General features: G+C 57.0%; 21 protein-coding genes. 18 read left to right on the plus strand and 3 right to left on the minus strand.

Translation table 11 applies throughout. From position 1 onward, the window contains the following. Nucleotides 1–38: 38 nt before the first annotated feature. Both ACR0I8_RS20500 and ACR0I8_RS20505 read left to right on the plus strand, forming a co-directional pair. Nucleotides 39–1052, plus strand: coding sequence for an ester cyclase (locus ACR0I8_RS20500; RefSeq protein ID WP_170692627.1), 1014 nt, complete (start codon nt 39–41; stop codon nt 1050–1052). Further along, a complete protein-coding gene (locus ACR0I8_RS20505) occupies nt 1049–1921 on the plus strand; it encodes an amidohydrolase family protein (protein ID WP_170692629.1) in 873 nt (290 codons plus the stop codon). Before ACR0I8_RS20500 ends, ACR0I8_RS20505 begins: the two co-directional genes overlap by 4 nt. Nucleotides 1922–2090: 169 nt before the next feature. On the opposite strand, the gene ACR0I8_RS20510 is transcribed toward ACR0I8_RS20505, so the two are convergent. Continuing rightward, nucleotides 2091–3338, minus strand: a complete 1248-nt coding sequence (locus ACR0I8_RS20510; RefSeq protein WP_170692632.1) for a flavin-containing monooxygenase — start codon at nt 3336–3338, stop codon at nt 2091–2093. Between the two features lie 200 nt (nt 3339–3538). Here ACR0I8_RS20510 and ACR0I8_RS20515 point away from each other — a divergent pair, with 200 nt between their 5' ends. From ACR0I8_RS20515 to ACR0I8_RS20585, 15 genes are all read left to right on the plus strand, one after another. Then, entirely contained in the window at nt 3539–4681 is a 1143-nt protein-coding gene (locus ACR0I8_RS20515; protein ID WP_170692635.1) for an SRPBCC family protein, read from the plus strand. A 2-nt stretch (nt 4682–4683) separates the two neighbouring features. After that, nucleotides 4684–5100, plus strand: a complete 417-nt coding sequence (locus ACR0I8_RS20520; RefSeq protein WP_170473868.1) for a RidA family protein — start codon at nt 4684–4686, stop codon at nt 5098–5100. A gap of 4 nt (nt 5101–5104) precedes the next feature. Further along, the gene (locus tag ACR0I8_RS20525; protein ID WP_170692638.1) at nt 5105–5779 is read left to right on the plus strand and encodes a DUF1028 domain-containing protein; all 675 of its coding nucleotides are present in this window, start codon (nt 5105–5107) and stop codon (nt 5777–5779) included. Between the two features lie 24 nt (nt 5780–5803). After that, a complete protein-coding gene (locus tag ACR0I8_RS20530; RefSeq protein WP_170692641.1) occupies nt 5804–6913 on the plus strand; it encodes a Rieske 2Fe-2S domain-containing protein in 1110 nt (369 codons plus the stop codon). Between the two features lie 54 nt (nt 6914–6967). After that, complete coding sequence (locus ACR0I8_RS20535) at nt 6968–7903, plus strand: LysR family transcriptional regulator (RefSeq protein WP_170680104.1); 936 nt, start codon at nt 6968–6970, stop codon at nt 7901–7903. Next, nucleotides 7900–9045: an acetylornithine deacetylase gene (argE, locus tag ACR0I8_RS20540; protein ID WP_170692644.1), complete on the plus strand. Its 1146-nt coding sequence runs from the start codon at nt 7900–7902 to the stop codon at nt 9043–9045. Before ACR0I8_RS20535 ends, argE begins: the two co-directional genes overlap by 4 nt. A gap of 606 nt (nt 9046–9651) precedes the next feature. Next, on the plus strand, nt 9652–12075 hold the full coding sequence (locus ACR0I8_RS20545) for a DUF3141 domain-containing protein (protein ID WP_170692647.1): 2424 nt from the start codon (nt 9652–9654) through the stop codon (nt 12073–12075). A gap of 153 nt (nt 12076–12228) precedes the next feature. Continuing rightward, the gene (locus ACR0I8_RS20550) at nt 12229–13590 is read left to right on the plus strand and encodes a V-type ATP synthase subunit B (RefSeq protein WP_170692650.1); all 1362 of its coding nucleotides are present in this window, start codon (nt 12229–12231) and stop codon (nt 13588–13590) included. After that, nucleotides 13568–14173, plus strand: coding sequence for a V-type ATP synthase subunit D (locus tag ACR0I8_RS20555; RefSeq protein ID WP_170692653.1), 606 nt, complete (start codon nt 13568–13570; stop codon nt 14171–14173). The genes ACR0I8_RS20550 and ACR0I8_RS20555 overlap by 23 nt, the downstream gene beginning before the upstream one ends. Then, nucleotides 14170–15966, plus strand: a complete 1797-nt coding sequence (locus tag ACR0I8_RS20560) for a V-type ATP synthase subunit I domain-containing protein (RefSeq protein ID WP_170692655.1) — start codon at nt 14170–14172, stop codon at nt 15964–15966. The genes ACR0I8_RS20555 and ACR0I8_RS20560 overlap by 4 nt, the downstream gene beginning before the upstream one ends. Then, the gene (locus ACR0I8_RS20565; RefSeq protein WP_170324458.1) at nt 15963–16406 is read left to right on the plus strand and encodes an ATP synthase subunit C; all 444 of its coding nucleotides are present in this window, start codon (nt 15963–15965) and stop codon (nt 16404–16406) included. Before ACR0I8_RS20560 ends, ACR0I8_RS20565 begins: the two co-directional genes overlap by 4 nt. Further along, a complete protein-coding gene (locus ACR0I8_RS20570) occupies nt 16406–17083 on the plus strand; it encodes a hypothetical protein (protein ID WP_170380338.1) in 678 nt (225 codons plus the stop codon). The genes ACR0I8_RS20565 and ACR0I8_RS20570 overlap by 1 nt, the downstream gene beginning before the upstream one ends. Before the next feature lies 1 nt (nt 17084). Further along, the gene (locus ACR0I8_RS20575) at nt 17085–17777 is read left to right on the plus strand and encodes a hypothetical protein (protein WP_170692659.1); all 693 of its coding nucleotides are present in this window, start codon (nt 17085–17087) and stop codon (nt 17775–17777) included. Then, nucleotides 17774–19615: a V-type ATP synthase subunit A gene (locus tag ACR0I8_RS20580; RefSeq protein WP_170556009.1), complete on the plus strand. Its 1842-nt coding sequence runs from the start codon at nt 17774–17776 to the stop codon at nt 19613–19615. The genes ACR0I8_RS20575 and ACR0I8_RS20580 overlap by 4 nt, the downstream gene beginning before the upstream one ends. A 380-nt stretch (nt 19616–19995) precedes the next feature. After that, on the plus strand, nt 19996–21738 hold the full coding sequence (locus tag ACR0I8_RS20585; protein ID WP_170380341.1) for a sugar phosphorylase: 1743 nt from the start codon (nt 19996–19998) through the stop codon (nt 21736–21738). On the opposite strand, the gene ACR0I8_RS20590 is transcribed toward ACR0I8_RS20585, so the two are convergent. Together ACR0I8_RS20590 and ACR0I8_RS20595 are read right to left on the minus strand one after the other, a co-directional pair. Beyond that, a complete protein-coding gene (locus tag ACR0I8_RS20590; protein WP_170692662.1) occupies nt 21716–22951 on the minus strand; it encodes a glycosyltransferase family protein in 1236 nt (411 codons plus the stop codon). The genes ACR0I8_RS20585 and ACR0I8_RS20590 overlap by 23 nt on opposite strands. Before the next feature lie 18 nt (nt 22952–22969). Further along, complete coding sequence (locus ACR0I8_RS20595) at nt 22970–23746, minus strand: HAD-IIB family hydrolase (protein ID WP_170692664.1); 777 nt, start codon at nt 23744–23746, stop codon at nt 22970–22972. A gap of 263 nt (nt 23747–24009) precedes the next feature. Here ACR0I8_RS20595 and ACR0I8_RS20600 point away from each other — a divergent pair, with 263 nt between their 5' ends. Next, the gene (locus ACR0I8_RS20600; protein ID WP_170692666.1) at nt 24010–24909 is read left to right on the plus strand and encodes a LysR substrate-binding domain-containing protein; all 900 of its coding nucleotides are present in this window, start codon (nt 24010–24012) and stop codon (nt 24907–24909) included. Nucleotides 24910–24940 lie beyond the last annotated feature (31 nt).

A 24940-nucleotide genomic window follows, 5' to 3' on the forward strand; every position in this document is an offset into this window, starting at 1 on the left:
CATTCCAGCGACACAAAACGCGCAACACCCTGACACAAATGGAAAATACCGTGACCTTCCAGAAAGAGAAAAAAGTTATCTCTGACTTTCATTCCGCATTGGATTCAGCGACGCCCCAAGACGTTCCTAGCGTCATGAGTCGTTTCTGTACGCCTGATTCACTGTGGCGCGGTTTTCACCCGTTCAACTTGATCAATGATGCAGAACAGGTGGGCCAGCAATTCTGGATGCCCCTGAAATCCAGTCTGACACGATTGCAAAATCGGGTGGATATCATGTTCGCCGGGCAGAATTCGCTGCGTGATGAATCAGATGTGTGGGTCGTCACTATGGGGCATTTGATGGGCCTGTTCGACCATCCCTGGTTGGGCATTCGCCCGACCGGAAAGCTTGCGTTTCTGCGCTATTGCGCCTTCTACAAGGTCGCCGACGGCAAGATCACGGAAACGGCGATGTATTTCGACATACCACACCTGATGGTGCAGGCCGGGCAGAACCCGTTTCCTCCGCAAACAGCGGCGCATCTGGTGCAACCCGGCCCAATGCCACATGACGGCCTGCTGCTCACGGAACAGCCGGTTGCAGAGGGTGAGAAAACACTGGCATTGATCAATGCGATGATCTCGGACCTTGGCCAGTGGCAAGGCGGGTTACCGCTTGAGGAAGAGTTGGCCAGAACCTGGCATCAAGACATGATCTGGTGGGGGCCCGAGGGAATTGGCGCGACCTACACGATCGAACGCTACGCCAAGCAACATTCAGGACCGTTCCGTGCGGGTTTCAAAGACCGATCAAAGACCAAGCATATCTGCCGTCTGGCCGAAGGGCATTATGGCGGCTTCTTTGGCTGGCCCAACTTCACCGCAACGCCCTCAGGAGGGTTCATGGGTATGCCGGCCACTGGCAAACCGGGCGAGTTCAGGGTGATCGACATATATCGCCGTGCCGAGGACAAACTGGCCGAAAACTGGATTTTCATAGACCTGCTGCATTTCTGGAAACAACAGGGGGTTGACGTACTGGGTCGCACCGCTGGGATCGAAACACCATGAAGATAGACGCACATCACCATCTGTGGGATCTGAACGCGGTCGAGTATCCTTGGTTGATGGAAAAGGGCGCCGTTCGGTTTTTTGGCGACCCCACGCCGATCCAGCGTGACTATTTATTACCAGAATTTCGTGCAGATGCGTCGGCACAGGGCTTCTCGGCCTCGGTTCATATCCAGGTCGGCGCCGCCGATCCTTGGGCCGAGGCGCAGTGGGTACAATCCGTGGCCGACCAAAATCCGGACTGGCCGCTGCTTCAGGTCGTGTTTTGCGATCTGACGGCCGATGATCTGGAATACCAGCTGGACCGCTTTCAATCGCTACCCTCGGTCCGGGGTGTTCGCCAGATCGTCGGGCGCGCGCCCGGCGAAGATGCCAAGACGGGTACAAACAGATTACTTGAAAACCGGGATTTCCTGACCGGCCTGAAAGCCGTGGGCGAGCGAGGCCTTTCCTTTGACCTGCAATTGCTTCCCGAACTGATGGAGCAAACTTCCGAAGTGCTTTCTCGGGCACCAGGTACACCTGTTGCTCTTTGCCACGCAGGCTCACCACATGACCGCAGTGCTGATGGGTTAAGTCACTGGCAAGAGGCGCTTAGTTCCCTGTCTAAACTGCCGCAGGTCCATTGCAAACTATCTGGGCTTGGCATGTTTGATCACAATTGGAGCGCCCAAAACGTCGCGCCAATCGTTTCAACCTGCTTGTCGCAATTCGGCGCAGATCGTTGCATGTTCGGATCGAACTTTCCGGTCGACAGTCTTTCTTCGACTTACCTTGAGCTGGTTTCGCGCCTTCAAGAACTGATCCCTGACCAGCATCAGAACAGCGTGTTCCACGACACTGCAAAGAGGTTCTACCGTTTTGAATGAGGTTGGAAACTGTAGTCGAAGTTGATCGGCCCGTTGCAACTGAGGGTGCCGCGTGGGGCGATACGCTTTGATCAGTGCACGCCCGGATTCATTCGGTTTCAACATATCAGGCAATCACAGCCAGACTTTCGATTTCAATTTCAAAATGAGCCAGTCAGATTGACACCTCTCAAGGAGAATTTGGTGCATAGGCCAGGTAGTTTTCCTGAATAGAGATCTGGTCCGCGATGAACTTTGCGTCATGCCAAACGCCCCAGATAAACGATGATCCGCGGCGGGATTGCCACGGCAGCCCGACAAAATAGAGCCCCGGCACCGGAGAGACGCCGCGTTGATGGATCGGTCTGCCTCGGTCGTCCAGCGTGTCTGCCTCCAGCCAGTCATAGTCAAACTGGAACCCGGTTGCCCAGATCACGGAGCGTATATTGTTACGCTCAAGGTCCAGCTCGCGAATGGGGTCCGACACACAAGCGGGATCGTCCGCTATGACCCAGGCCTCGGGCTCTTCTGGCAGGTCCATGCCGGTGCGCGCGACATAGGCATCGGCGGCTTCGAGCAAGGACAACATGTTTGCGTCGCCCGCATCAAGATTGGCTTTGAGGTCATCTGCAATGTGGAGAACGCCGTTTTCATATCCCGACGACATCCCCAGCAAAGTGATGCCGCGCTGGGCAAGTTTCCTGAAATCTACGGTTTTGCCGCCATGCGCACCACTTACCGCGATTGTGACATGCTCAGTGCCGGGCGCCGGTGTATCCAAGTTCCAAATGCCGAGAACGCCCAGCCACCAGACATTGTCGCGCCCACGATAGCGACGTGGAGGTCGGTCATGGGGGCCAATGGAGAAGAAAACATCGCGCTCAGCATCATGCAACTCGGCCGCGATCTGCGATCCGGAGGAACCTCCGCCGATGACCAGAACGGCGCCCTCAGGCAAAGCCTCGGGATTGCGATAAGCTGTGGAATGCATCTGCAGAACGTCAGAGGATTCGGGGATGATCGGCGGAATCACCGGTTTCTGAAACGGCCCTGTGGCACAGACGAGGTGGCGCGCTTCTATGGGGCCTTGCGAGGTTTCGATCAAAAAACCCGCGCGGTTTTCATGCGGCCGCGCACGCGTCACCGTGACGCCGGTGCGCACGGGCGCGTCGATCATTTTGGCATAGTCTTCAAAATACTGTGCCACGCATTCCTTTCGTGGAAAGGCGTCGCGGTCGCCGGAAAACTCCAGGCCCGGGAAGCGATCATGCCATGCCGGACCATTTGCAACGAGTGAATCCCATCGCTCGGATCGCCAACGTTCGGCAATGCGGCCCCGCTCCAAGAGGACGTGGTCAATGCCTTGGGCGCGGAGATGCTCGCTTGTGGCAATGCCCGCCTGACCTGCGCCAATCACCACCGTGTCGAAATTTTCCATCGCGTCACCTTTTTTGCCGTGCTGGGTATCTGTTGGCCCGGCTGCTTCTTTTGCTTGTGCAACCCTAATTTTGTATCGTCTTATGTCGATTAGATTTTATCTAATCACCGGTAAGATAGACTTTTGGTTTGTTTCCGGCAAAAGCCGTCTCAGTATGTGAATGCGGTGGCCGCCCGCGACTCAGGCAAAGAGGTTCGTTCATGCCCAAAGACCACGTTGATCCTATAGCCGCTCTGCGCGCGAATACCTCGGTCCCATTTGAACGTGCGCGGGCCATGCCGACCGAGGTCTATACCGAGCAGAGCTTTGTCGATGCAGAGCTGGAGCACATCTTCCGCAAGGACTGGTATTGTGTGGGCCGGGCCGACGCCTTGTCGTCTGTCGGGGACTATGTGGCCTGCGAGCTGGCTGGGCAGCCAATCGTTGTATTGCGTGACAGAGACGGCGATCTGCGCGCGATGAGCAATGTGTGCCTGCACCGCATGTCAACGCTTTTGCATGGGCGCGGGAATGCCAAGACGATCGTTTGCCCCTATCACGCCTGGACCTATAACCTCGACGGCAAGCTGCGTGGCGCGCCCGCGATGAAGCAGAACGAGGGGTTTTGCAAAGACAACTACGCGCTGCCTCAGGTCCGCTGCGAGGAATGGCTGGGCTGGGTCTTTGTCTGCCTTGATCCAAATGCAGCCCCCGTGGCCGAGCAACTGTCCGAAGTGGCGACCATGATCGAAGGTTATGACATGGCCAACTATTCCGAGGCGTTCTACGAAGAACACGTCTGGGATACCAACTGGAAGGTGTTGGCCGAGAATTTCATGGAAAGCTACCATTTGCCGGTGTGCCACGCGGGCACGATTGGTGGATTGTCGCGGCTGGAGGATATGATTTGCCCACCCGGGAGTGCGGCCTTCAACTACCACACGATTCTGAAGGATGAATCCCTGCGCATTGCCATGGCGCATCCCAGCAATGATCGGCTGAAAGGAGATGAACGCCGCACGACCTTTCTTCTGGCGCTTTATCCAAGCCTGATGATCACGCTGACGCCAGGGTATTTCTGGTATCTGTCCTTGCACCCCAAAGGACCGGGTCAGGTGCATATCCGCTTTGGTGGTGGCATGTCGAATGACTTTGCGGATGACCCGGATGCGCAAGACAATTTCACCGCGCTCAAGGCGCTTCTGGATGACGTGAATGTCGAAGATCGCGGCTGTACCGAAAAAGTGTTTCGGGGTCTTTGTTCAGAAGCAGCAACGCCTGGGCACCTGAGCCATCTGGAACGCCCGAACTATGACTTTGCGCAGTATCTGATGGCAAAGATCGACGCAGGAGGCGCGTCCTAAATATGGCTCACACCCGCATCCGCCCTTTCAATACCGGCGATACCTACCCTGAACAGTCGCTCGACAATGACTTGTGCCAAGCCGTTGTCACACGCGGCGGGAGTACTGTCTGGATGCGCGGGCAGTGCCCGCAGAACCTGGATGATGCCAAGAACATCGACAGCCACGACCCGGCAGAGCAGACCCACAAGGTGATGCAGAACATCAAGCAATTGATCGAAGAAGCAGGCGGCGAAATGGAGCATCTCGTCAAGGTGGTCGTCTATATCACCGATGTCCGCCACCGTGAGGCTGTGTATCGGACCATGGGCGAATACATCAAAGGCGTGCATCCTGTTTCGACCGGGCTTGTGGTGCAGGCTCTGGCACGGCCCGAATGGCTGGTGGAGATTGACGCCACCGCCGTGATCCCGGACTAGCCCCGTGACTTTCTCTCTTGTGGCCCGCTGCGCGCAGACCGGCATGTTTGGCATGGCGATCTCGTCTTCTTCTCCGGCAGTTGCAGCCCGTTGCGCCTATGCGCGTGCAGGCGTTGGTGCGGTGGCCAGCCAGAATGTCACCGATCCGAGCCTTGGCCCAAAAACGCTTGATCTGATGGAACAGGGCGCCTCGGCTGAGGTGGCGGTGCGCCAAATCACTGGTGAGGCCGCGCACATCGCGTACAGGCAGCTTCTGGCAATTGACGGAAACGGAACCACAGCCATCCACTCTGGCCAAAATGTACTGGGCAACTGGAACGAGGCTCAGGGCAGGGATGTTGCATCTGGGGGCAATCTTCTGGCCCATGATGGTGTGCCCTCCGCCATCGTGTCCGCATTCGAAGATGCGACAGGTCACTTGGGTGACCGGCTGATTGCTGCACTGCGCGCTGGGCTTGTTGCCGGGGGCGAGGCCGGGCCCGTGCATTCCGCGGGTCTGATGTTGGTCGACAAAGTCAGCTGGCCCGTGGCCGACCTGCGCTGCGACTGGACCGAGGATTGCCCCATTGAAGCGGTTGCAACCGCCTGGGACGTCTACAAACCACAACTGGACGATTACGTGCGCCGCGCACTCGATCCCTCCGCCGCGCCCTCCTATGGCGTGCCAGGGGACGCGTAAGACATAACAACAAGGGAGGCCGGGATGACCCATTTGCGAACGAAACTTCAAGACTTGGCCGCCTTGCCCGCGGATCGCCCGATGGGTATGCCCGGCGCGTTCTATACCTCACAGGAGCAATTCGACCACGAGGCGCAGACTGTGCTGCGCAGCGGGTGGCACTGTTTGGGTCGGGTCGACGAAATCCCGGAACCCGGTGATTTCTTTACCGTCCAGCTTCTGAATGAACCCTTGCTTGTCGTGCGCGGCGATGAGGGTGAAATCCGTGCCCTTGCGAATGTGTGTCGGCATCGCGGAATGCCACTGGCAGAAGGAAGCGGTAATACAAAGCGGTTTGTTTGCTCGTATCACGCTTGGGCCTATGGGCGAGACGGTGCCTTGCTGCGTGCCCCACGGATGGAGAATGCAGGCTTTGACCCAAAATCCTGCAGGCTGCCGGAACACCAGGTGCAGCTTTGGAACGGGTTCATTTACGTGAACCTGACGCCAGACGCCCCGCCGTTTGAGCACCCCGAGCTTGATGCAATGCTGGCACCTTATGAGACAGAGGACTTCCGCCTTGTGCATGTGGCTGAAGAGAACTGGCAGACCAACTGGAAATGCCTGGTTGAGAACTTCATGGAAGGCTACCACCTGAGTGTGGTCCATCCGCAAACCCTGCACGGCTACACCCCGTCAGGGCTGTCGCGCAAGCTGGTCAGCGGGGATGGCTACACCTCCTACGCTGCCAATTATCCGGACAATATCACGCCGCGCGGAGACGGCGCGACGGGCCTGAGCGAGGCAGAACGAAAACGGTCGTCCCTCTTTGCCAAATTTCCCACGCAGGTGGCCAGCCAAGCCGCCAGCCTGCTCGTATCGCTGTCTATTTTCCCGATCAACGCGAACCTGATCCGCGTCAAATGGACGATGTCCGTCTATCGCGATAACCTCGATCACGACACGATCCAGGGGCGAATCGCGCTCTGGGAAGAGGTCAACCGCGAGGATCGCGAAAAGCTTGAGCGCATGCAGGTCGCGCTGCATTCTGCCCACGCGATCGAAGGGCCGCTGGCAGGGGATGACTATGAAGGCACGATCCGTGATTTCCAGATCTGGCTGGCCCAACAGGATAGTGCCCCTGATCTGGCCTGAGACTATGCGAGCCGCTAAGACCTCTGACAACATCTCTAAAATAGGAGCGTCTGCGTGCCGCGTCTGACCCTCCGGCAGTTGGAGTACCTTGTTACGGTTGGCGAAACAGGCAGTATAGCGCGGGCTGCAGACCGGTTGAACGTCTCGTCGCCGTCGATCTCATCTGCCATCACCCAGCTTGAAGAAGAGTTGGCGATTTCGCTGTTTGTGCGGCAACACGCGCAGGGCCTGTCACTGACACAAGGTGGGCAAAGGGTGTTTGAAAAAGCCCGCCAGGTCCTGAACGACGCGAGAGAGATCGCAAACATTGCCGCCGATATTTCAGGTACGGCGCGCGGCCCTCTCGCAGTGGGCTGCCTCCTGACCTTTGCGCAACTTGTCTTACCGCGGTTGCGGCGCGGGTTTGAAACCGGATTTCCCGATGTCAGGATCGCCCAGAAAGAACTGAACCAGGCAGAGATATTCAACGCGTTGCAACGGTCCGAGATCGACATTGCGCTGACCTATGACATGGATATTCCAACCGACTTGAATTTCATCGGGCTGGTGCGCCTGAACCCATTTGCATTGCTACATGCCGGGCACGAATTGGCGACACGGACATCCGTATCCATTGATGATCTGGCGGACCTGCCAATGATCCTTCTCGATTTGCCGATCAGCACCGACTACTTCCTGTCGCTGTTTACGGCATCCTCGCGCCAGCCTCGCATCGTGGAGTTGACAAGAGACATGGCCGTGATGCGTTCGATGGTCGGTAACGCCTTTGGCTATTCCATCGCCAATGTGCGCCCGCAAAGCAATACATCACCGGACGGCAATCCGCTTGTTTGCGTGCCGATTACCGGGCCGGTTCGGTCCTTGAGAATGGGCCTTTTGACCACCCACGGTGCGGAAAAGTCGCGCACGGTGTCTGCGTTCATAGACTATGCGCAGGCTCAGGCCCGCGCGGGCGCCTTCCGCGCCATCGGAGGAGAAGCGCTTTCATGAGTGTCTCGCTAGAGGTTCTGGAGCGTCTGGTTGCCTTTGAAACCGTCAGTGCCCGATCCAACCTCGATATGATCGCCTATATCGAAGACTTTCTGCGCAATCGCGGCTTTCGGGTCCAGCGCATCGTGGATCCTGACGAACCTAAGGCAGGGCTTTTTGCAGAAATCGGGCCATCTGTTGAAGGTGGGCTGTTACTCTCTGCGCATTCCGACGTGGTGCCAGTTGAGGGGCAGGATTGGAGCGTAAGCCCCTTCAAACTTACCCGACAAGAAGGCCGATTGTACGGGCGTGGAACGACCGATATGAAAGGCTTTCTGGCTGAGATGTTGGCCCTCGCCGATGCCGTGCACGGTCGGGAGCTGAAAACGCCCCTAAAGCTCTTGGTGTCTTACGACGAAGAGATCGGCTGCGTCGGGATTTCACGCATGAAAAAGCAGCTGCCGTCGCTGTTGGAGCGTCCCAGACTGGCCATTGTAGGCGAGCCGACCGAGATGAAGGTCGCTATCGGCCATAAAGGCAAGCGTGCCTACCGCGCCGACATTAAAGGAGAGGCCGGACATTCCGCGCTCGCCCCGCAATTTGTCAACGCACTCCATGTTGCCGTCGATTTCGTCGCAAAGTTGCGCCAGATGCAGCAGAAGGCCCAACAAACCGGGATCCGCAACGACGCCTACGATGTTCCCTATACGACCTTCCATGTTGGCCAGCTGTCCGGCGGCACAGCTCTCAACCTTGTACCCGACAAGGCGACGCTTGTGTTTGAGTTCCGGCATCTGGCGGAAGATGACCCCGACGAGATCGAAGCCGAGCTTCAGCAGGCAGCAGACGCGGTTTTGGCCAAGTTTCCAACGGCTGCCCAAATCTCGCTTCGGGCGTTGGCGGGATACCCCGGGTTGTCAGTCTCCAGCTCTGAGCCAGAGGTCTCACTTGTCAAATCCTCTGGCGGCGGCGAAACAACCCACGTTGCATTCGGAACTGAGGCTGGCGTTCTGTCAGACCTTGGCATCGCGACAGTGGTGTGCGGCCCAGGGTCTATGGCGGAACAAGGCCACAAGCCTGATGAGTACGTTTCCGAGGAACAATTGGTTGCTTGTTCCCTCATGCTTGGAAAAGTCGCGAATGAGGTGTTGTTTGGCCTCTAGGGCAGATGTGTTTTTTGTGAGGTCAGTTGCGAAGCTTCCGACAATTGACGTCCACACTTGATGCGTATGAATGCCGTCTGCTCCGGTAAGGGGCGGTCCTGGATTGGCGTATTGTGGTAAGCGTTGTCCATTCTAATGGATCGGTCGCGTATCGTCAGAGATTGTTGCGGAGTCTAATGTGCCACAAACTTGCTACTGAACGACTTTGACGCAGCGTTGGCGAGATAGTTTGACCATTCAAATGTTTCGAATCGATTGAGAAGTGGTATGCTGCACTGCAGAAATCGAGGCGCCACGATGTTCCACTTGAACAGGTCAAAAGCTGTCGTCATCGGAGTGGCAAGCGATCGGTCGATCGCGTGGGGTTATGCACGCGCGCTGCAGTCGCAAAGCGAAGATGTCGCCAGGCCTTCTGAAAACCCGCGTCGTCACCGGGATAGCCAATATTGGTGCGCTGCAGCAAAGCATGCACCCACACATCACTTCGCGACCATCGAAGATGTCGACCTGTGCATCGTTTCTTGCAAGCAGCGAGGCGTTCAATTTGACCGGGGGCATACTCCCCATCGACGGTGAAACCAACATCGTCCGAGGAAGGATAGATCAATGGCTCGGAATTCATTCGCGAATGAAAAGGCATCGAACCTTGCAAATGGCGAAAACGTAACGGCCGTGAACAGCAAATTGTTCGACGCGATTTCCAACGTGCTTGATCAATCTGGTGTTCAGTATGAAATTCTGTCTCGTGCCGCTACCATTCAGGCTCAGAAAATAACTGAGCACCATTCGGATCGGGTTCTGAACCTGACAAGCGATCTGCGAGATCTTGCGGTGCAATTCACGCAGACGAAATCCGTTGGCTCTGCCTGGGCGGACTACGTCAAGGATGCTGGTCAGCGCGTGGCCTTGACGATGGACGCCTTGCGTGAGCGTGGTGATGTTTTCCTTGAACATGAAGCGGCCGGATGCCCGCCGGTGCTTGCTTATGACTACGAAGTGATCGTTGATGGGGCGGAGCTCGACCGGCCCTGCAACTATCACCTATTGCGCATCGTCCCCCCGCAAGGGATCGAGGTAGACGATCACAAACGCCCCTACATCATCATCGACCCGCGTGCTGGGCACGGTGGAGGTATTGGTGGTTTCAAGTCCGACAGCCAGGTCGGCGTGGCGCTGGCCAAGGGCCATCCGGTCTATTTTGTGAGCTTCGGCCGTGATCCGGTTGAAGGTCAGACATTGGCGGACGTTATGCATGCCGAGGCTGGATTTGTTCGCACAGTCGGCGCGCGTCATCCCAAAAGCCCGCAACCTGTTGTGACGGGAAACTGCCAGGGCGGTTGGGCGACATTGCTGATGGCGGCCTGCAACCCCGATCTGACCGGGCCGTTGGTGCTCAACGGAGCGCCGGTTGCACCTTGGTCGGGTGAGGTTGGTGAAAACCCCATGCGCTACAATGGTGGTATGCTTGGCGGTACCTGGCAGCCGATGTTCTGGTCAGATTTGGGGAATGGCAAGTTCGACGGCGCCAATCTGGTGATGAATTTCGAGCAGCTAAACCCCAGCCGAAACTACTTTGGCAAATATTTCGATCTGTATCGCGATCCCGAAGGTGGCCGGCAACGCTTTGTCGATTTTGAGCGCTGGTGGGGTGGGTTCTTTCTTCTGAACGAGGCCGAAATTCGATGGATTGTAGAACAGCTGTTCGTTGGAAACCGGTTGGTCAAGAATACTGCGCAACTGGAACCCGGAGTTCCCGTTGATCTCAAGGCGATCAAAGCGCCGATTTTTGTCTTTGCAAGCCATGGCGACAATATCACGCCGCCTCAACAGGCTTTGAACTGGATTGCAGAAACCTATGCGGACGAAGAAGAGATACGGGTACGCGGCCAGCGCATCATCTACATGCTTCATGAAGAAGTGGGACATCTGGGCATCTTTGTTTCTTCCAAGGTCGCGCGCAAAGAGCACGCAGGCCTGGCCTCTACACTTGAGACGGTCGAGGCAATGGCGCCCGGTCTCTATGAAATGATCATTGACAACATCGAAGGGGACGGGGTCGATAAATCCTTCGAAGTTCGTTTCGTCGAACGCTCGCTGTTGGATGTCGCGGCATTGGATGACGGTCGGCAGGATGAAACCAGCTTTGCCGCAGTGGCGCAAATGTCCGAAGTGCAAGCAGGGGCTTATGAAACCTTCGGTCGCCCGGCGGTGCAAGCCCTGTCGTCACCGGTGATGGCCCAAGCTTTGCGCGATGCACATCCATTGCGTGCACAGCGCGCTTCGATGTCTTCAGGCACAGTTTTGGGGAAAGGAATCGAAACTCTGGCGCAGAATGCAAGAGCGCAGCGCGCTCCCGCCGATGCTGAAAATCCGTTTCTGAAATGGGAAAAACTCACCGGTGAATGGATTGAGCAGTCGATGGATTTTGGCCGTGATCTGCGCGACGCCTGGTATGAGGCGTCATTCTTCGCCATTTGGGGTGGGCCGTTTGCCTCTTGGTTCGGGCAAAGGAATGCAGCTCGCCGTACCCTGCCGGATCCGGCGACTTTGCGCGATCTGCCCGAGGTCAGCGCGGTGCTTGCTCATATGCGACAAGGGGGTCTGCCCGAAGCGGTTATTCGTATGCTTGTTCTATTGGCTGACAGTCACAAAGGCTTTCGCGCCGAGATTTTGCACCGGTGGGCGCATATCTTTCACCACGAAGCGCCGTTCAAGTGCCTTTCGGTCACCGACCGTCAACGTATTCTGCATGAGCAATCTCTGGTCGCCACTTTCGATCCGAAGGGTGCGGTCGACACGTTGCCTTATCTATTGCCGGACAAAGCGCGGCGCACTGAAGCCGTCGATCTCGTCAAACACATCATAGGTGAAGTCCGAACGCCCTCTAAAGAACTAGAAGAGATGGCCAATCTGCTTGTACAGGTTTTGGACTACAGTGGGGATGCTGGAACTGAGGCAAAGCCAGCGTCAGAGTCATCACCAGCAAGAAATAGAAAGCGAAAAGTAACGACAAAATCCAGTCTGAATTAAAACGATTTCATTGCTTTAGGCCGGAAACGTCTATTAACTTAACGGCAACCAGATTTGCCAGATCAATATAATTCCCTCCGGCGCTGATGCTTTGGTGGGCAGCACGAAGGTGGAAAGAATTTAAACTCTCAAACATGCGACTTAGGGTAGGCGATGTCTCAGAGTCTTTTGAAGTATACACGTGTTTTGGAAATTGTCGGCGACACGATCAAGGTTCGTGTGCCGGTTGACGATGGTGGCGCACCGGCTGTTCGGTTCAATGATCTGGCGGTGATCGAAACGGTCGATGGGCATAAAACGTTGGCCCAAGCGATCTTTATCGACCGGGATGTGGTGACGCTGCAAGTGTTCTCGGGCACCAAGGGCATCTCGACCGAGGCGACAGCGACCTTCCTGGGTCACCCGATGCAGACGCCGTATTCGGCCAATATTCTGGGACGCGTTTTTGACGGCGCGGGAGAGCCGATTGACGGCGGCCCTGACCTGTCTGCCGAGCCGCGGATCGACATTGGCGGACCGACAGTGAACCCGGCCGAACGGGCCGTGCCCAACAAGATGATCCGCACCGACGTGCCAATGATCGACGTGTTCAATACGCTGGTCGAAAGTCAGAAGATACCGATCTTTTCAGTCTCGGGTGAACCGTTCAACGCCTTCCTCAGCCGCATCGGCATACAGGCGGACGCGGATATCGTGGTCTTCGGCGGCTTGGGGCTGATCTTCGATGACTATCACACGTTTCGGACTTCGTTTGAGGATGCCGGGGTGTTCTCGCGCACCGTGATGTTCGTCAATCAGGCCATGGACCCTCTGGTGGAACGCCTTCTGGTGCCAGACATGGTGCTGGCCGTGGCCGAGAAATTCGCGGTGGAAGAGGGTAAGCGCGTTCTTGTGCTTCTGACCGACATGACCGCCTATGCAGATGCGATGAAAGAGGTGGGCATAAGTCAGGAGCGCGTCCCTTCGCAGCGTGGATATATGGGTGATCTCTATTCGCAGCTCGCGCGGCGCTATGAGAAAGCTTGTGATTATGCCAAGGGGGGCTCGGTGACTGTTTTGACCGTCACGACGATGCCCGGCAACGATGTGACCCACCCTGTGCCGGACAACACGGGCTACATCACCGAGGGGCAGTTCTACCTGCATTCGGGCGTGATTGACCCGTTCGGCAGCCTCTCGCGTCTGAAGCAGAACGTCATAGGCAAAACCACACGTGAGGATCACGGGCAGATCATGAACACGATGATCCGCTTCTATTCGGAAAGCCGGGACGCCGCGCAGAAACAGGCGATGGCCTTTGATCTGTCGGACTACGATCATCAACTCCTGAAATTCGGTGCGCTGTTCCGAAAACGGTTCATGGATATCAATGTCTCGATCCCGTTGGAGGACGCGCTGGATCTGGGCTGGAAAACACTGGCCGAATGTTTTGCGCCCGAACAATTGCTGATGAAGCAAGCTCTGATCGACAAGTATTTCCCAAAGGATGGTGATGGCGCGGTTGCAGCTGAATAAGTCGTCGCTCGCCCGCGAGCAGACACAGCTGAAAAGCTATGAACGGTTCCTGCCGTCGCTGGACCTGAAGCGCCAGCAATTGATGGCCGAACGCGCCAAAGCACGCGACGACGTAAAGCGTCTCGAAGACGAAGTGAGCGAATTGGCGCAACAGGTCGGCGCGAAGCTCCCGATGCTGGCGCAGAAGGGCATTGATCTGGAAGGGTTGGTCCAGCTGACAGACTACAAGGTCAAAGAAGTGAATGTCGTGGGCGTAAAGATGCCCGCCCTTGACCGGATTGAGGTCTCGGTACGGCCATACTCGCGGCTGGCCAAGCCCCATTGGGTCGACGCCGCCGCGCAATTGCTGCACGACATGATCGAGGCGCGCCTGCGGGTCAAAGTGGCGGAAGAGCGGGTTAAGATATTCGACAAGGCCGTCGCCACGATCACGCAGCGGGTCAATCTGTTCGAAAAGGTTCTGATCCCGCGCGCCAAGGCCAATATCAAGAAGATCCGCATCTATCTGAGTGATGAGCAGATGCAGGCCGTCGTGCGCTCGAAGATCTCCAAGCGCAAACATGCGCAGGAGGCCGTGTCATGAGTGTTGCACGGCTTAAGAAGCTGTCTTTGGTGGGACGGGCGGCGCAGAAGATCGAAACGCTTGAGGCGCTGCAGGCGCTGGGCTGTATGCATGTTCTGCCCCTGGCCCCTCCGCCAGCTGAGCCGGAAAAGGTAAACGAACGGGGCGCGCATGAAGCATACAAGGCACTGCGTTTTCTAACTGATGTCCCCGAGCCTCGCAGGCAAATACAACGCGATCCTGAGTTCCAGATGGATCAGTTCGTCAAAGACGTGCTGGACCTGATGCAGCGTACGCGTGACATGTCAGACCGAAGGGATTTTCTGGCCCATCGGATTGCTCAGGTACAGCCTTGGGGGGATTTGGATTTCCCGCCCGACGATGTGCTAGCGGGCAACCGGTTGTGGTTCTACCAACTGCCCCTAAAGCACCGGGATGCGTTGGAAGGTCTGGCGCTGCCTTGGGCCATACTCGAACAGGATCACCGCTTCATCTATGCCGTCCTGATCGCGCCGGACGAACCGGCAGACGATATCCTGCCGGTCCCGCGCACGCATACCGGCTCTTTGCCGATTCACGAGTTGGAGGCACAGCTGGAAGAGGCAGAGATCGCGATCGAAGCGCTTGAGGCGGAACGGGTTGCGCAGACCCGATATCTAACGCTGATGCGGCGCAACCTGTCCGTTGCAGAAAGCGCGGCAGAGCTAGCCCACGCCACCCAGAAGGTCCGCGACGAAGAGGCGATGTTTGCCCTGCAGGGCTGGGTGCCCGAAGATCGGATTGATGCGGTTCTGGAGATGGCGGAGGCGAAAGATGCCGCCGTTCTGATCGAAGACCCGGGCGCCGATGACACCCCGCCCACATTGCTGGAGCAGCCGGAACAGCGCAATGCTGCTGTGGACTTGGCGCTGTTTTACCAAGTGCCGGGCTACAAGGACTGGGACCCGAGTGTGATCGTCGCTGCGTCTTTCGCGTTCTTCTTTGCGATGATCGTGGCAGATGCAGGATATGGGGCCGTCATTCTGCTGGGCCTGTTGTTGTTCTGGAAGCGTTTGGGCGGGACAGTCAGCCAACAATCCTGGAGGCGCTACGGCGTGATCGTCTCGGCGGCGACAGTCATTTATGGCGTGCTGGTTGGCAGCTATTTCGGGGTCGCGCCGCCTGATGGATCCCTTCTGGCAAAGGCCAAACTGTTGGATCTGAATAACTTCGCTGCGATGATGATGATCTCGATTGTTGTCGGTGTCTTGCATCTTGTGCTGGCCAACGCTTTAGCCGCGCGTGCGGCATGGGGGCAGCGCAAGGCGGTTGCCAACCTGGGTTGGATAGCGGCGCTGATCGGTGGGTTTGTTTTGTGGCTCAGCTACATGAAAGGCCAATCAGCAACGCCGGGCGCGGTGATATTGGGCGCGGGTCTTTTGGCGATCCTGCTGTTTACCAGCGAGAGGCAGATCAAAAAACCAATCGACTGGCTCTGGCGACTTATTGACGGTGTGCAGGGTCTTGCCGGGGCCATGGGCGCATTCGGAGATGTCCTTAGCTACATGCGTCTCTTTGCGCTCGGGTTGGCATCGGCTTCACTTGCGATCACCTTCAACGATCTGGCCGTCTCGGTGATCCACGCACTGAAAGGGCCGGGCATTTTGTTCGGCCTGCTGATCCTGATCATCGGCCATATCCTGAACTTCGCCCTCGCGATGATGAGCGGCGTCGTCCACGGGTTACGTCTCAATTACATCGAATTCTTTAAATGGGGTCTGCCGGACGAAGGCATTGTCTTTCGTCCGTTCGCCCGCAAGGAGGTTCAGGAATGAATGAGCTTGTTCTGACATTGGGTTGGCTGGGCATCTACGCCCCCATGGCGCTGGGCGCGGCGGCCAGTGCGATTGGCTGTTCGATAGCGGGCATGGCCAGTATTGGTGCGATGACTGAGACCGAGGGCGGCTATGGCCGCTTCGTCGGCGTCTCGGCCTTTCCGTCAACGATGGTGATCTACGGGATCGTCATCATGTTCACGCTCAACCGCGATGTGACGCCGGAAAACGCGGGCGGGTTGTTCGGGATTGGCATCCTGTCCGGCATCGCGCTGATGTATTGCGGCATCTGGCAGGGGCGTGCCTGTGCCGCCGCGATTAATGCGACCAAAGAGAAGCCCGAGATATTCGGGCTGTCATTGGCTCCGGCAGCTATTATCGAAGGCTTTGGCGTCTTCGCCTTCGTCTTCGCCCTTGTGATCAGCGCGGGGATCAGTTGATGGCACAGGATGGCATGATCTCGCATGGCGTTGACGCGCTGATCGACAAACTGCGCAATGATGGGGTGGCCGCCGGGCAAGCGGATGCCGAGAAGCTGAGGGCGGATGCCAAGGCCGAGGCGGCCAAGATTCTGGCGGACGCCAAGCGTGAGGCGGATGCGTACCAGAAAAAAGCCCGCAGCGACTCCGACAGCTATCGCGCGGCAGGCGAAGAGGCATTGAACACCGCCATGCGGGACGCGGTTCTGACCATGAAAGCGGGCTTGACGGATCGGTTTCGAGAGGACGTGGCGCGCCTCGTCACCAAGGAAATGGCAGACCCGGACCTGCTGAAACAGATGATCCTGGAGGTTGTCGGGCGCGCTGCTGAGGGGGCCAATCTCGAGGGCAAGGTTCAGGTCATCCTGCCAGCAAAGGTCGCCACGCAAGAGGATATCAAGCAAAACGCTGATGACATCCAGTCCGGTAAGCTGACGAAATACGTGCTTGGCCTGACCGCCGAAATGCTGCGCGAACAGGTTGAATTGCATGCTGCAGACGACGCGCAGGGCGGTATCCGAGTTCGGGCCGAAGATCAGGGCGTGGTTCTGGACCTGACCGACAAAGCCGTGGCTTCGCTGCTGATGCAGCATCTGCAACCTCGTTTCCGCGCCGTGCTGGAAGGGGTGATCCGGTAACATGTCGGACCCCGACGCCTATATCGCTTTGATCAGCAGCCTGCCGGGCTCGGAACGGTTGTTTGTAGCCAAACAGCCACCCTTGTCGCGCCTCCGCCTTGAACGGCGTTTGACGGCGCTGACATCCGAGGACGCGCGCGTTTTGAAGGCGTTGGAGCGTGCTCTGAACTGGGGCGGCTATGACATGGACGTGACGGATGCTCAGGCGATCAAACGATGTAAAGAAGCATTAGAAGATACGCCGCAACCAACTTTGCGGAAGATCCTTGTGGAGCGCATGGATCTGCGAACTGCCGTTGCCGCACTGCGCCTGCGTAAGCAAGGCGGCAGCCCCCCGTCAGGGGTGTTCGGAATGGGGCGTTGGAGCCGACACATTCCCGAGAATTGGGGCGACCCGCATTTCCGTCTTGAAGGGGCGATGCCGTGGATCAAGGACGCGAAACAGCTATTGGAGGCCGAAGATCCACTGGGCCTGGAACGGTTGCTCTTGTCCGTCAGTCACAAGCAACTGAAACGGCACGCATCTCGTCATTATTTCGATTTCGAAGCGGTGGCGATCTATGTGCTGAAATGGAACATTTTCGACCGCTGGGCGCAAAGCAACGCGCAGGACGCAGCCAAGAGATTTGAGCATCTGGCACAACAGGCCATGGCCGATGTCGCCGATATTGATTTTGAGGGAGCATACGCATGACCGCCCCAACACCCGCCACGCAGACCGCCACCGCCCGCGTCGTTTCGGTGCAGGAGGGGCTGGTGCAGATCCAAGCCAACGCCGACGCCTCGGGCCAGCCCGGACAGCTGGTCAAGAACGAAGTCGTGTTCATCCTTCCCACGCGCCCTGGCCCGGGCGGTAGGCAAGAGCGGCTGAAGGCCGAAGTGTTGCGCGTACGCGGTGATACAGCGGACGTGCAGGTCTATGAGAGCACCGACGGTGTAGCCGTCGGCGATCCGGTAGAACAATCGGGCCAGTTGCTGTCGGTCGAACTCGGGCCGGGCTTGCTGGGGCAGGTGTTTGATGGCCTGCAATCGCCGCTGCCCAAGGTGGCCAGCGAGTTTGGAACATTCCTGCCGCGCGGGGCAGATGTTGCCCCTCTGGATGATCAGGCAAAATGGTCGTTCACGCCGTCGGTCAAGGTCGGGGATACGGTCACAGCAGGCGACAGCATCGGTACTGTTCCCGAGGGTCATTTCAGCCACAAGATCATGCTACCTTTCAATTGGACAGGCGACTACAAGGTCGTTTGGGTCCAGAAGGGCGCGGCCACGATCCACGACATCGTTGCCCGGCTGGAGGATGAGCAGGGCGGTGAACACACACTCACCCTGTCGCAGAAATGGCCAGTACGGCGCCCCTTGCCAGAGAGCATCCTTAAACGCGCCCTGTCCGAACGCCTCTATCCGACCGAGCCGGTTCTGACCTCGCAGCGCCTGATTGATACCTTCTTTCCCATCGCTCGCGGCGGAACGGCCTGCATTCCCGGCCCGTTCGGAGCTGGCAAGACGGTGCTGCAAAACCTGATCGCGCGGAACGCCAAGGTAGATATCGTCATTGTCGTGGCCTGTGGCGAACGCGCCGGTGAGGTGGTCGAGACGATCCACGAATTCCCCAAGATGACCGACCCGACCACTGGCGGCAGCTTGATGGATCGTACGATCATCATCTGTAACACCTCCTCAATGCCAGTCGCCGCGCGCGAGGCCTCAATCTTTACCGGCATTACGCTGGGTGAGTACTATCGACAAATGGGCTATGACGTTCTGCTGATCGCCGACAGCACCAGTCGTTGGGCGCAGGCGATGCGCGAAACCTCTGGCAAGCTTGAGGAAATTCCAGGCGAAGAGGGCTTTCCGGCCTATTTGGAAAGTTCGATCAAGGGTTTGTACGAACGCGCGGGCGCGTTGAAAACCAATGATGACGATCTGGGCAGCCTGACCCTGATCGGGACGGTGTCACCGGCTGGGGGAAACTTTGATGAGCCGGTCACCCAGTCCACTTTGTCTACGGTGAAATGCTTCCTCGGCCTGTCCTCGGAGCGGGCCTATAAGCGATTCTATCCGGCCGTTGATCCGATGCTCAGCTGGTCGCGCTACACGGATCAGCTTTCGGACTGGTACGACAAAAACGCGGAACCCGGATGGACAGGTAAGGTCCGGGACCTGCTGGCGCTAATCGAAAAAGGTGAGCAGGTCGACCAGATGATGCAGGTCACCGGCGAAGAGGGTGTCACCATCGAGGACTTTGTCACCCAACAAAAGGCGCTGTTTGTGGACATGGTCTACCTGCAGCAGGATGCTTTTGACCAGGTGGACGCAACCGTGCCGCTGGAGCGGCAAAAGATTACCTTCAAACTGGTCTACGATGTCACCCAGTCGAGTGCCGATTTCGCCGACAAAGCCGAGGTGCGGCAGGTGTTCACGCAACTCACCGGATTGATGAAAAACTTTCACTACGCAGCCGAGAACACGCCGGAATTCAAATCAATCTGGCAACAGATCACCGATCTCTGTCATGAAAAATTCGGGGTCTGAGGAGTTGCTTGCCATTGAGCACATAACTCGGACTTGTGAGGACAATGCATGTGAGGTTTCTGGTCGGGCGAGTCATCGTTTCTAGAGCTGTTACAAACTTTTGACAACCCAAAGTGTCTAGGTTAACCGGAGCATGACTTTCGATGTCATCGCGCTGAGAACCAATCCAAGGTTCCGTCAAAAGTAATCGATATCCGAAGGATGCTATGCGCGATGGCCACATCGCAAGCGCGTTATTTTTTCTTTGAAATCGACCAATTTACAGGCAGATGAATCGATAAACCTCGGGATGGTGCGCAGCTGGAATTGGACTCGTTTGACAGATCTACCGCTCTGGCGAACAATTGGCATTTGACGAAGCCGAGCCAAGCACAACGACCATGAGCCAGAATTTCTCCCGGCGACTGACGGATCTTCTGATCCGTATCTACCCGGACCATGACCATGCAGAATTATCCGAGCAGATTGTGCAAGCGTTCTGGCCGTCCGGCCACCACCAAAGAAAGCAGGGGCGAAAACCCGGCAATGGTCTCTGGTCGGAGCGGGACAGTGTTCTGATCACTTACGGCAATTCCATCGAAGATCAGGTCCACAAACCTCTGGACTTGTTGCACGATTTTCTTGTGCGTCATCTGCAAGGGGTCGTGAACGGCGTGCATATCCTGCCATTCTTTCCCTTCACATCCGATGATGGGTTTGCGGTTTCGGATTATTACAGCGTCAGCGCGCAATTGGGGGATTGGCCAGACATCACGCGCATCGCGGATGATTTCCACCTGATGTCGGATCTTGTGCTCAACCACGTGTCCAGTCAGGGGCTATGGTTCAACAACTACCTGCAGGGAAAGCCGCCGCATGACAGGTTCTTCTTCGAGGCTAGGCCTGAAGAGGATCTGCAGCCGGTGGTACGGCCCAGAACCACCCCGCTTTTGCGTCAGGTTGAAACGAGCCGTGGCGACCGTCACGTCTGGTGTACTTTTAGCCACGATCAAATCGACCTAGACTTCCGCAATCCTGAGGTTCTGATCGAAATGCTTCGGATCATCCGACTGCATATCGACAAGGGCGTGCGCATCCTGCGGCTGGATGCCGTGGCCTTCATCTGGAAAGAAGTGGGCACGACCTCGATCCACCTTCCTCAGACGCATGCCATCGTGCAACTGCTTCGGCTTCTTTGCGATTTCACGACAGAGACTGTCGTCCTGCTGACCGAAACCAATGTTCCGCGTACAGAAAATTTAAGCTATTTCGGCAATCGGAACGAGGCACATGCGGTTTACAACTTTCCCCTTCCTCCCTTGATCCTGCACGCCATGCAGTCTGGCACTGCCCGGTACTTGCGTGACTGGCAGGCGGCCATGCCCCCGGCGCAATTGGGGTGTGCCTATCTGAACTTCACCGCCAGCCATGATGGTATCGGGATGCGGCCCGCAGAAGGGCTGCTGCCACCCGAAGAAAAGACGCGGATGATCGACACCGTGCGAAACCTGGGCGGGCTGGTTTCCATGCGCGCCTTACCGGATGGTCGCGAAGAACCTTATGAATTGAACTGCGCCTTCTTCGAGGCCATGTACGCGACCTTTGACGGCGAAGACCAATTTCACTTGGCGCGTTTCATCTGTTCGCAGACTATCGTGATGTCGCTTGAGGGTATTCCCGCGTTTTACATCCATTCACTGTTGGCTACCCCCAACGACCATGAGGCGGTTGAACGTCGCGGGATGAACAGGGCGATCAACCGGCATCGCTGGCACTATCCGGACCTGCTGTCAAAGCTCGCTGATCCTGGATCGGATCAATCCCGAGTGTTGTCGGAAATGTCTCGCCGGTTGCGCATTCGTGCGCAGCAGTCGGCGTTCCACCCGAATGCGACGCAGTTTACCCTACGGCTTGACGAAAGGGTTTTTGGAATTTGGAGGCAGAGTCTGGATCGAAGCCAATCCATTTTCGCCCTTCACAACGTGTCTGCGGATCACGTTCAGATTAATCCGACAGAAGTGAACCTGATTGCCGAAGAAACATGGATGGACGCCCTGACCGGCGAGGTCTTTGGTGCTAATATGTCCGAATTCTCACTGGCGCCTTACCAGTGTCGCTGGATCACGAACGCCCCTGCGGTGTGAACTCATCCAGATCCAGCGCGACCGCTTCGCTCAGGTGGTGCAGGAACTCGGCATCTGCGGCATGGACCCGGTTCCATGTCGGGATAAACGGCGTCTCATGGGGGTTCTCCAAAAAGACCCGCCCGGCGCGGATGATGTTTTCGGCAAAGAGCTCGATCGACTTTTCCTCAGTGTGGCGATCAAGCGCCAAGCCGTTCATCTTTGCGTCGGTATAGTACCCCTCAAGCAAATCCAGCGCCGAGCGATAATAGGTCGCCTTGAGGGTCCGGAATGTGTTTGTGGTGAATACGGTACCATCTGCGGCCAGTTTACGGAAAATGGCCTTACAGATGTCGGTCGACATTCGGCTTAGCCCGGTGTTGGCATCCTCGGGCGACAGCTTCTGATGCTTATGATCGTAATTGTCGGCAATCTCGACCTGACAGACGGATTTGGGAGCGAGGTTCCTCCAGGCCTCAGATAGAACGCCGATTTCCAGCCCCCAGTCGGACGGGATACGTAGATCGGGCAGGGTCGGGGTGCGAATGGCAAACTCGCCTGACAGCGGATACCGGAAGCTGCGCAGGTAATCGATGTAGTCTCGATCTCCGATTACCTTCTTCAGCGCGATTAGCAGAGGGCTGACAAGCAGCCGCGTAACACGGCCGTTCAGGTTGCCATCGCCGATGCGCGGATAATAGCCTTTGGCCATCTGGAACGGGAAGGTTGGGTTGACCACGGGGTAAACCAGCCGATCGAGCATATCCCGTTTGTAGGTCACGATATCACAGTCATGGATCGCCATGACCGAGCTGTCGGCGCAGGCCAGCAGGTAGCCGATACAGGACCAGACGTTTTTGCCCTTGCCGGGTTCCTGTGGTGCAAGGCCAAGGTCGCGCAGCCGGTCTTCCAGCTGCAGCATCCGGGGGCTGCTGTTCCAGATCACAACATGTTTCTGGTGCAAACGGTCGAAAAACGCCCTGGCGCGTTGGTATTGTTCTGCGTCGGCCTGATCGAGCCCGATGATAATGCGATGCAGGTAATTGACCTTGGACAGCTCGTCGATAATCCCCGTAAGGGCCGGGCCTTCCAGTTCTGAGTAGAGACAGGGCAGGATCAGTGTCACCTTGCGTGTTTCGGCAAAGACCGAGATTTCGTGCACCAGATGCTCGGCCGGACGGCTTCGCAGGTTGTGAAGCGTGGTGATGTTTCCGTTCTGATGGAAGTCTGCCATTTGGGCTGCCTGTCTTGGTTAACTGTCTTCGTGATCGGGTGCGGTGAGGGTCAGAATGGCCTCGGCCCAGCCTTCGGGGCCTTCGCGTGTGGTTCTGAATATCCGCTGCTCGTCTCCGAGCGCCTGGACCGGAATGGGTGCACCATGCCGGTTTGCGACAACGACACCAGTGTCGGCGGCAAGGATCATTTCCAGATCGTTCGGTGCATCGCCGAGCGCGATGGTTCTTTCCGGTTTCAACAGACGGATCACATCGGACATGGCATCTGCTTTGGTCTTTCCAAACGACAAGGTGAGAAATCGACCGCCTTGCCTGGCCTTTAGACCGTACCGCCCGGCTTCGGAGATAAACGTACCTAGATCCTCTGGCGCGCCATCCCACACGCCCGGTTCGCTGAAATGCCGATCCTGGGCTTTCTCTGCCTCGACGAGATCAAGGCCGGTCCTGTCGCTCACCTCCTGCACGCTCATATCTGCGAAGCCGCGAAAGCCAGGTGGGAGGTGTTGCAGGATATTCAGAATGTTCAGATATTCGGATGGCCCGCCGGTTTCTGGGTGGCCCGGTGCCAGAATGCCAGCACCATTTTCAACGATCGACGGCATGTTCGAAAAGCCGATGGCTTGGCGAATGCCAATCATCTCGACAGCGGTTTTACTGCTGGCTAGCACAAGTCCCGCGCCGATGTCCCGAAGGTGTTTTAGTGCCGGTTGCGCGGCGTCCCAGCTATAGTCGTGATGGTTCAGCAGAGTACCATCGAGATCGGAGAAAACCAGAAGTGGCAGGCGTTGGAGCATGGCTTCTGACTAACATCCGAGACTGTGCGGCTACATCTCAAATCACAAGAAGATGCGAGTTTTTTGTTTAAAAAATCAGCATACAGGCGAGAACGATTAAGAATTAGGCAGCTTGGACCGGTAGAACGTGACTTAACCCGCTCCCATGCGCACTGGACGCGCGGGAAATGAAAACGGATAAAGCTAGGAAAGTGTATCCGGGCATCGAGCTTTGTGCCCGTTCCGGATCACCTGCACGAAAGCGCGAGCGAAGGAAGCCAACCATGCCCAGCAACGTAGAACCGAGCATTCGCCAGCTGAAAGCGCTTGAGGCGGTTGCCCGCACCGGCAGTTTCACGGCTGCGGCAGAAGAGTTGGGCGTCTCTCAACCAACGGTTTCCAACCTGATCGTCGCCTTGGAGCGGCAAACCGAGTGTCGCTTTTTGCGGCGGGGCAACAAAGGTATTGAAACCACCGAAATGTTCGAAACACTGCGTCCACAGATCAAGGCTCTGCTGGCGTTGAAGTCCGAGGTCGATCTGGCGATTGGCGCTCGGAAAGACCTGAAGTCGGGCAGTTTTTGGGTGGGCTATTCGACCTATCAGATCGCCATGCCACCTATTGCCCGATTTATCCAGACCCATCCGGGTGTCACCCTGAATGCGCGTGCTATGGCCAGTCTCGACCTTCTGCCCTTGCTGCGTACCGGTGATCTGGATGTCGCCTTTGTCACCGCGCGCGAACCGCTGGAGACGATGCATTGCCAAAAGGTAGCTTCGTTTCGGATCGGCATAGTGGCCCAAAACGAAGGTGCATTGCGAGACGTCGAAACCCTTAGTTGGGCGGATGTCGCGAAACTGAGACTGATACAGCGGGAGCCAAATGCCGGTACGCGTCAGATCTTCGAACGCGCAGCATCTGAGGCTGGTATCGCGCCGGATACCATTCTGGGCCTCGGCTCCTGGGGGTCGATCACCTCTCTGGTTCGGGCTGGCGTGGGCGAGGGGGTAGGCTTCGAATCGGAGTTGGTGGCCGCAGACAAGGATCTGAAATTCATCCCGATAAACGATCAAAAACTAAGCGCTCATCAGTTTTTGGTTTCGATGCCGGCGATGGCTGCGTCGGCCACTGTCCGGCAATTTTATGAAATTACACAAGAAACTTTGGAGAGCGTTGGCGAATAGGAGTAACATAGTTTAAAGCTATAAACTCTTA

It is taken from the genome of Ruegeria sp. BG9 (genome assembly GCF_056538305.1).

Coding starts and splice junctions, on each gene's coding strand:
- ACR0I8_RS20565 (WP_170324458.1), top strand. CDS start 15,963: ATGAATGAGCTTGTTCTGACATTGGGTTGGCTGGGCATCTACGCCCCC.
- ACR0I8_RS20510 (WP_170692632.1), bottom strand. CDS start 3,338: ATGGAAAATTTCGACACGGTGGTGATTGGCGCAGGTCAGGCGGGCATT.
- ACR0I8_RS20555 (WP_170692653.1), top strand. CDS start 13,568: ATGGCGCGGTTGCAGCTGAATAAGTCGTCGCTCGCCCGCGAGCAGACA.
- ACR0I8_RS20515 (WP_170692635.1), top strand. CDS start 3,539: ATGCCCAAAGACCACGTTGATCCTATAGCCGCTCTGCGCGCGAATACC.
- ACR0I8_RS20550 (WP_170692650.1), top strand. CDS start 12,229: ATGTCTCAGAGTCTTTTGAAGTATACACGTGTTTTGGAAATTGTCGGC.
- ACR0I8_RS20590 (WP_170692662.1), bottom strand. CDS start 22,951: ATGGCAGACTTCCATCAGAACGGAAACATCACCACGCTTCACAACCTG.
- ACR0I8_RS20575 (WP_170692659.1), top strand. CDS start 17,085: ATGTCGGACCCCGACGCCTATATCGCTTTGATCAGCAGCCTGCCGGGC.
- ACR0I8_RS20580 (WP_170556009.1), top strand. CDS start 17,774: ATGACCGCCCCAACACCCGCCACGCAGACCGCCACCGCCCGCGTCGTT.
- ACR0I8_RS20500 (WP_170692627.1), top strand. CDS start 39: ATGGAAAATACCGTGACCTTCCAGAAAGAGAAAAAAGTTATCTCTGAC.
- ACR0I8_RS20595 (WP_170692664.1), bottom strand. CDS start 23,746: ATGCTCCAACGCCTGCCACTTCTGGTTTTCTCCGATCTCGATGGTACT.
- argE (WP_170692644.1), top strand. CDS start 7,900: ATGAGTGTCTCGCTAGAGGTTCTGGAGCGTCTGGTTGCCTTTGAAACC.
- ACR0I8_RS20530 (WP_170692641.1), top strand. CDS start 5,804: ATGACCCATTTGCGAACGAAACTTCAAGACTTGGCCGCCTTGCCCGCG.
- ACR0I8_RS20585 (WP_170380341.1), top strand. CDS start 19,996: ATGAGCCAGAATTTCTCCCGGCGACTGACGGATCTTCTGATCCGTATC.
- ACR0I8_RS20570 (WP_170380338.1), top strand. CDS start 16,406: ATGGCACAGGATGGCATGATCTCGCATGGCGTTGACGCGCTGATCGAC.
- ACR0I8_RS20545 (WP_170692647.1), top strand. CDS start 9,652: ATGGCTCGGAATTCATTCGCGAATGAAAAGGCATCGAACCTTGCAAAT.
- ACR0I8_RS20600 (WP_170692666.1), top strand. CDS start 24,010: ATGCCCAGCAACGTAGAACCGAGCATTCGCCAGCTGAAAGCGCTTGAG.
- ACR0I8_RS20520 (WP_170473868.1), top strand. CDS start 4,684: ATGGCTCACACCCGCATCCGCCCTTTCAATACCGGCGATACCTACCCT.
- ACR0I8_RS20505 (WP_170692629.1), top strand. CDS start 1,049: ATGAAGATAGACGCACATCACCATCTGTGGGATCTGAACGCGGTCGAG.
- ACR0I8_RS20560 (WP_170692655.1), top strand. CDS start 14,170: ATGAGTGTTGCACGGCTTAAGAAGCTGTCTTTGGTGGGACGGGCGGCG.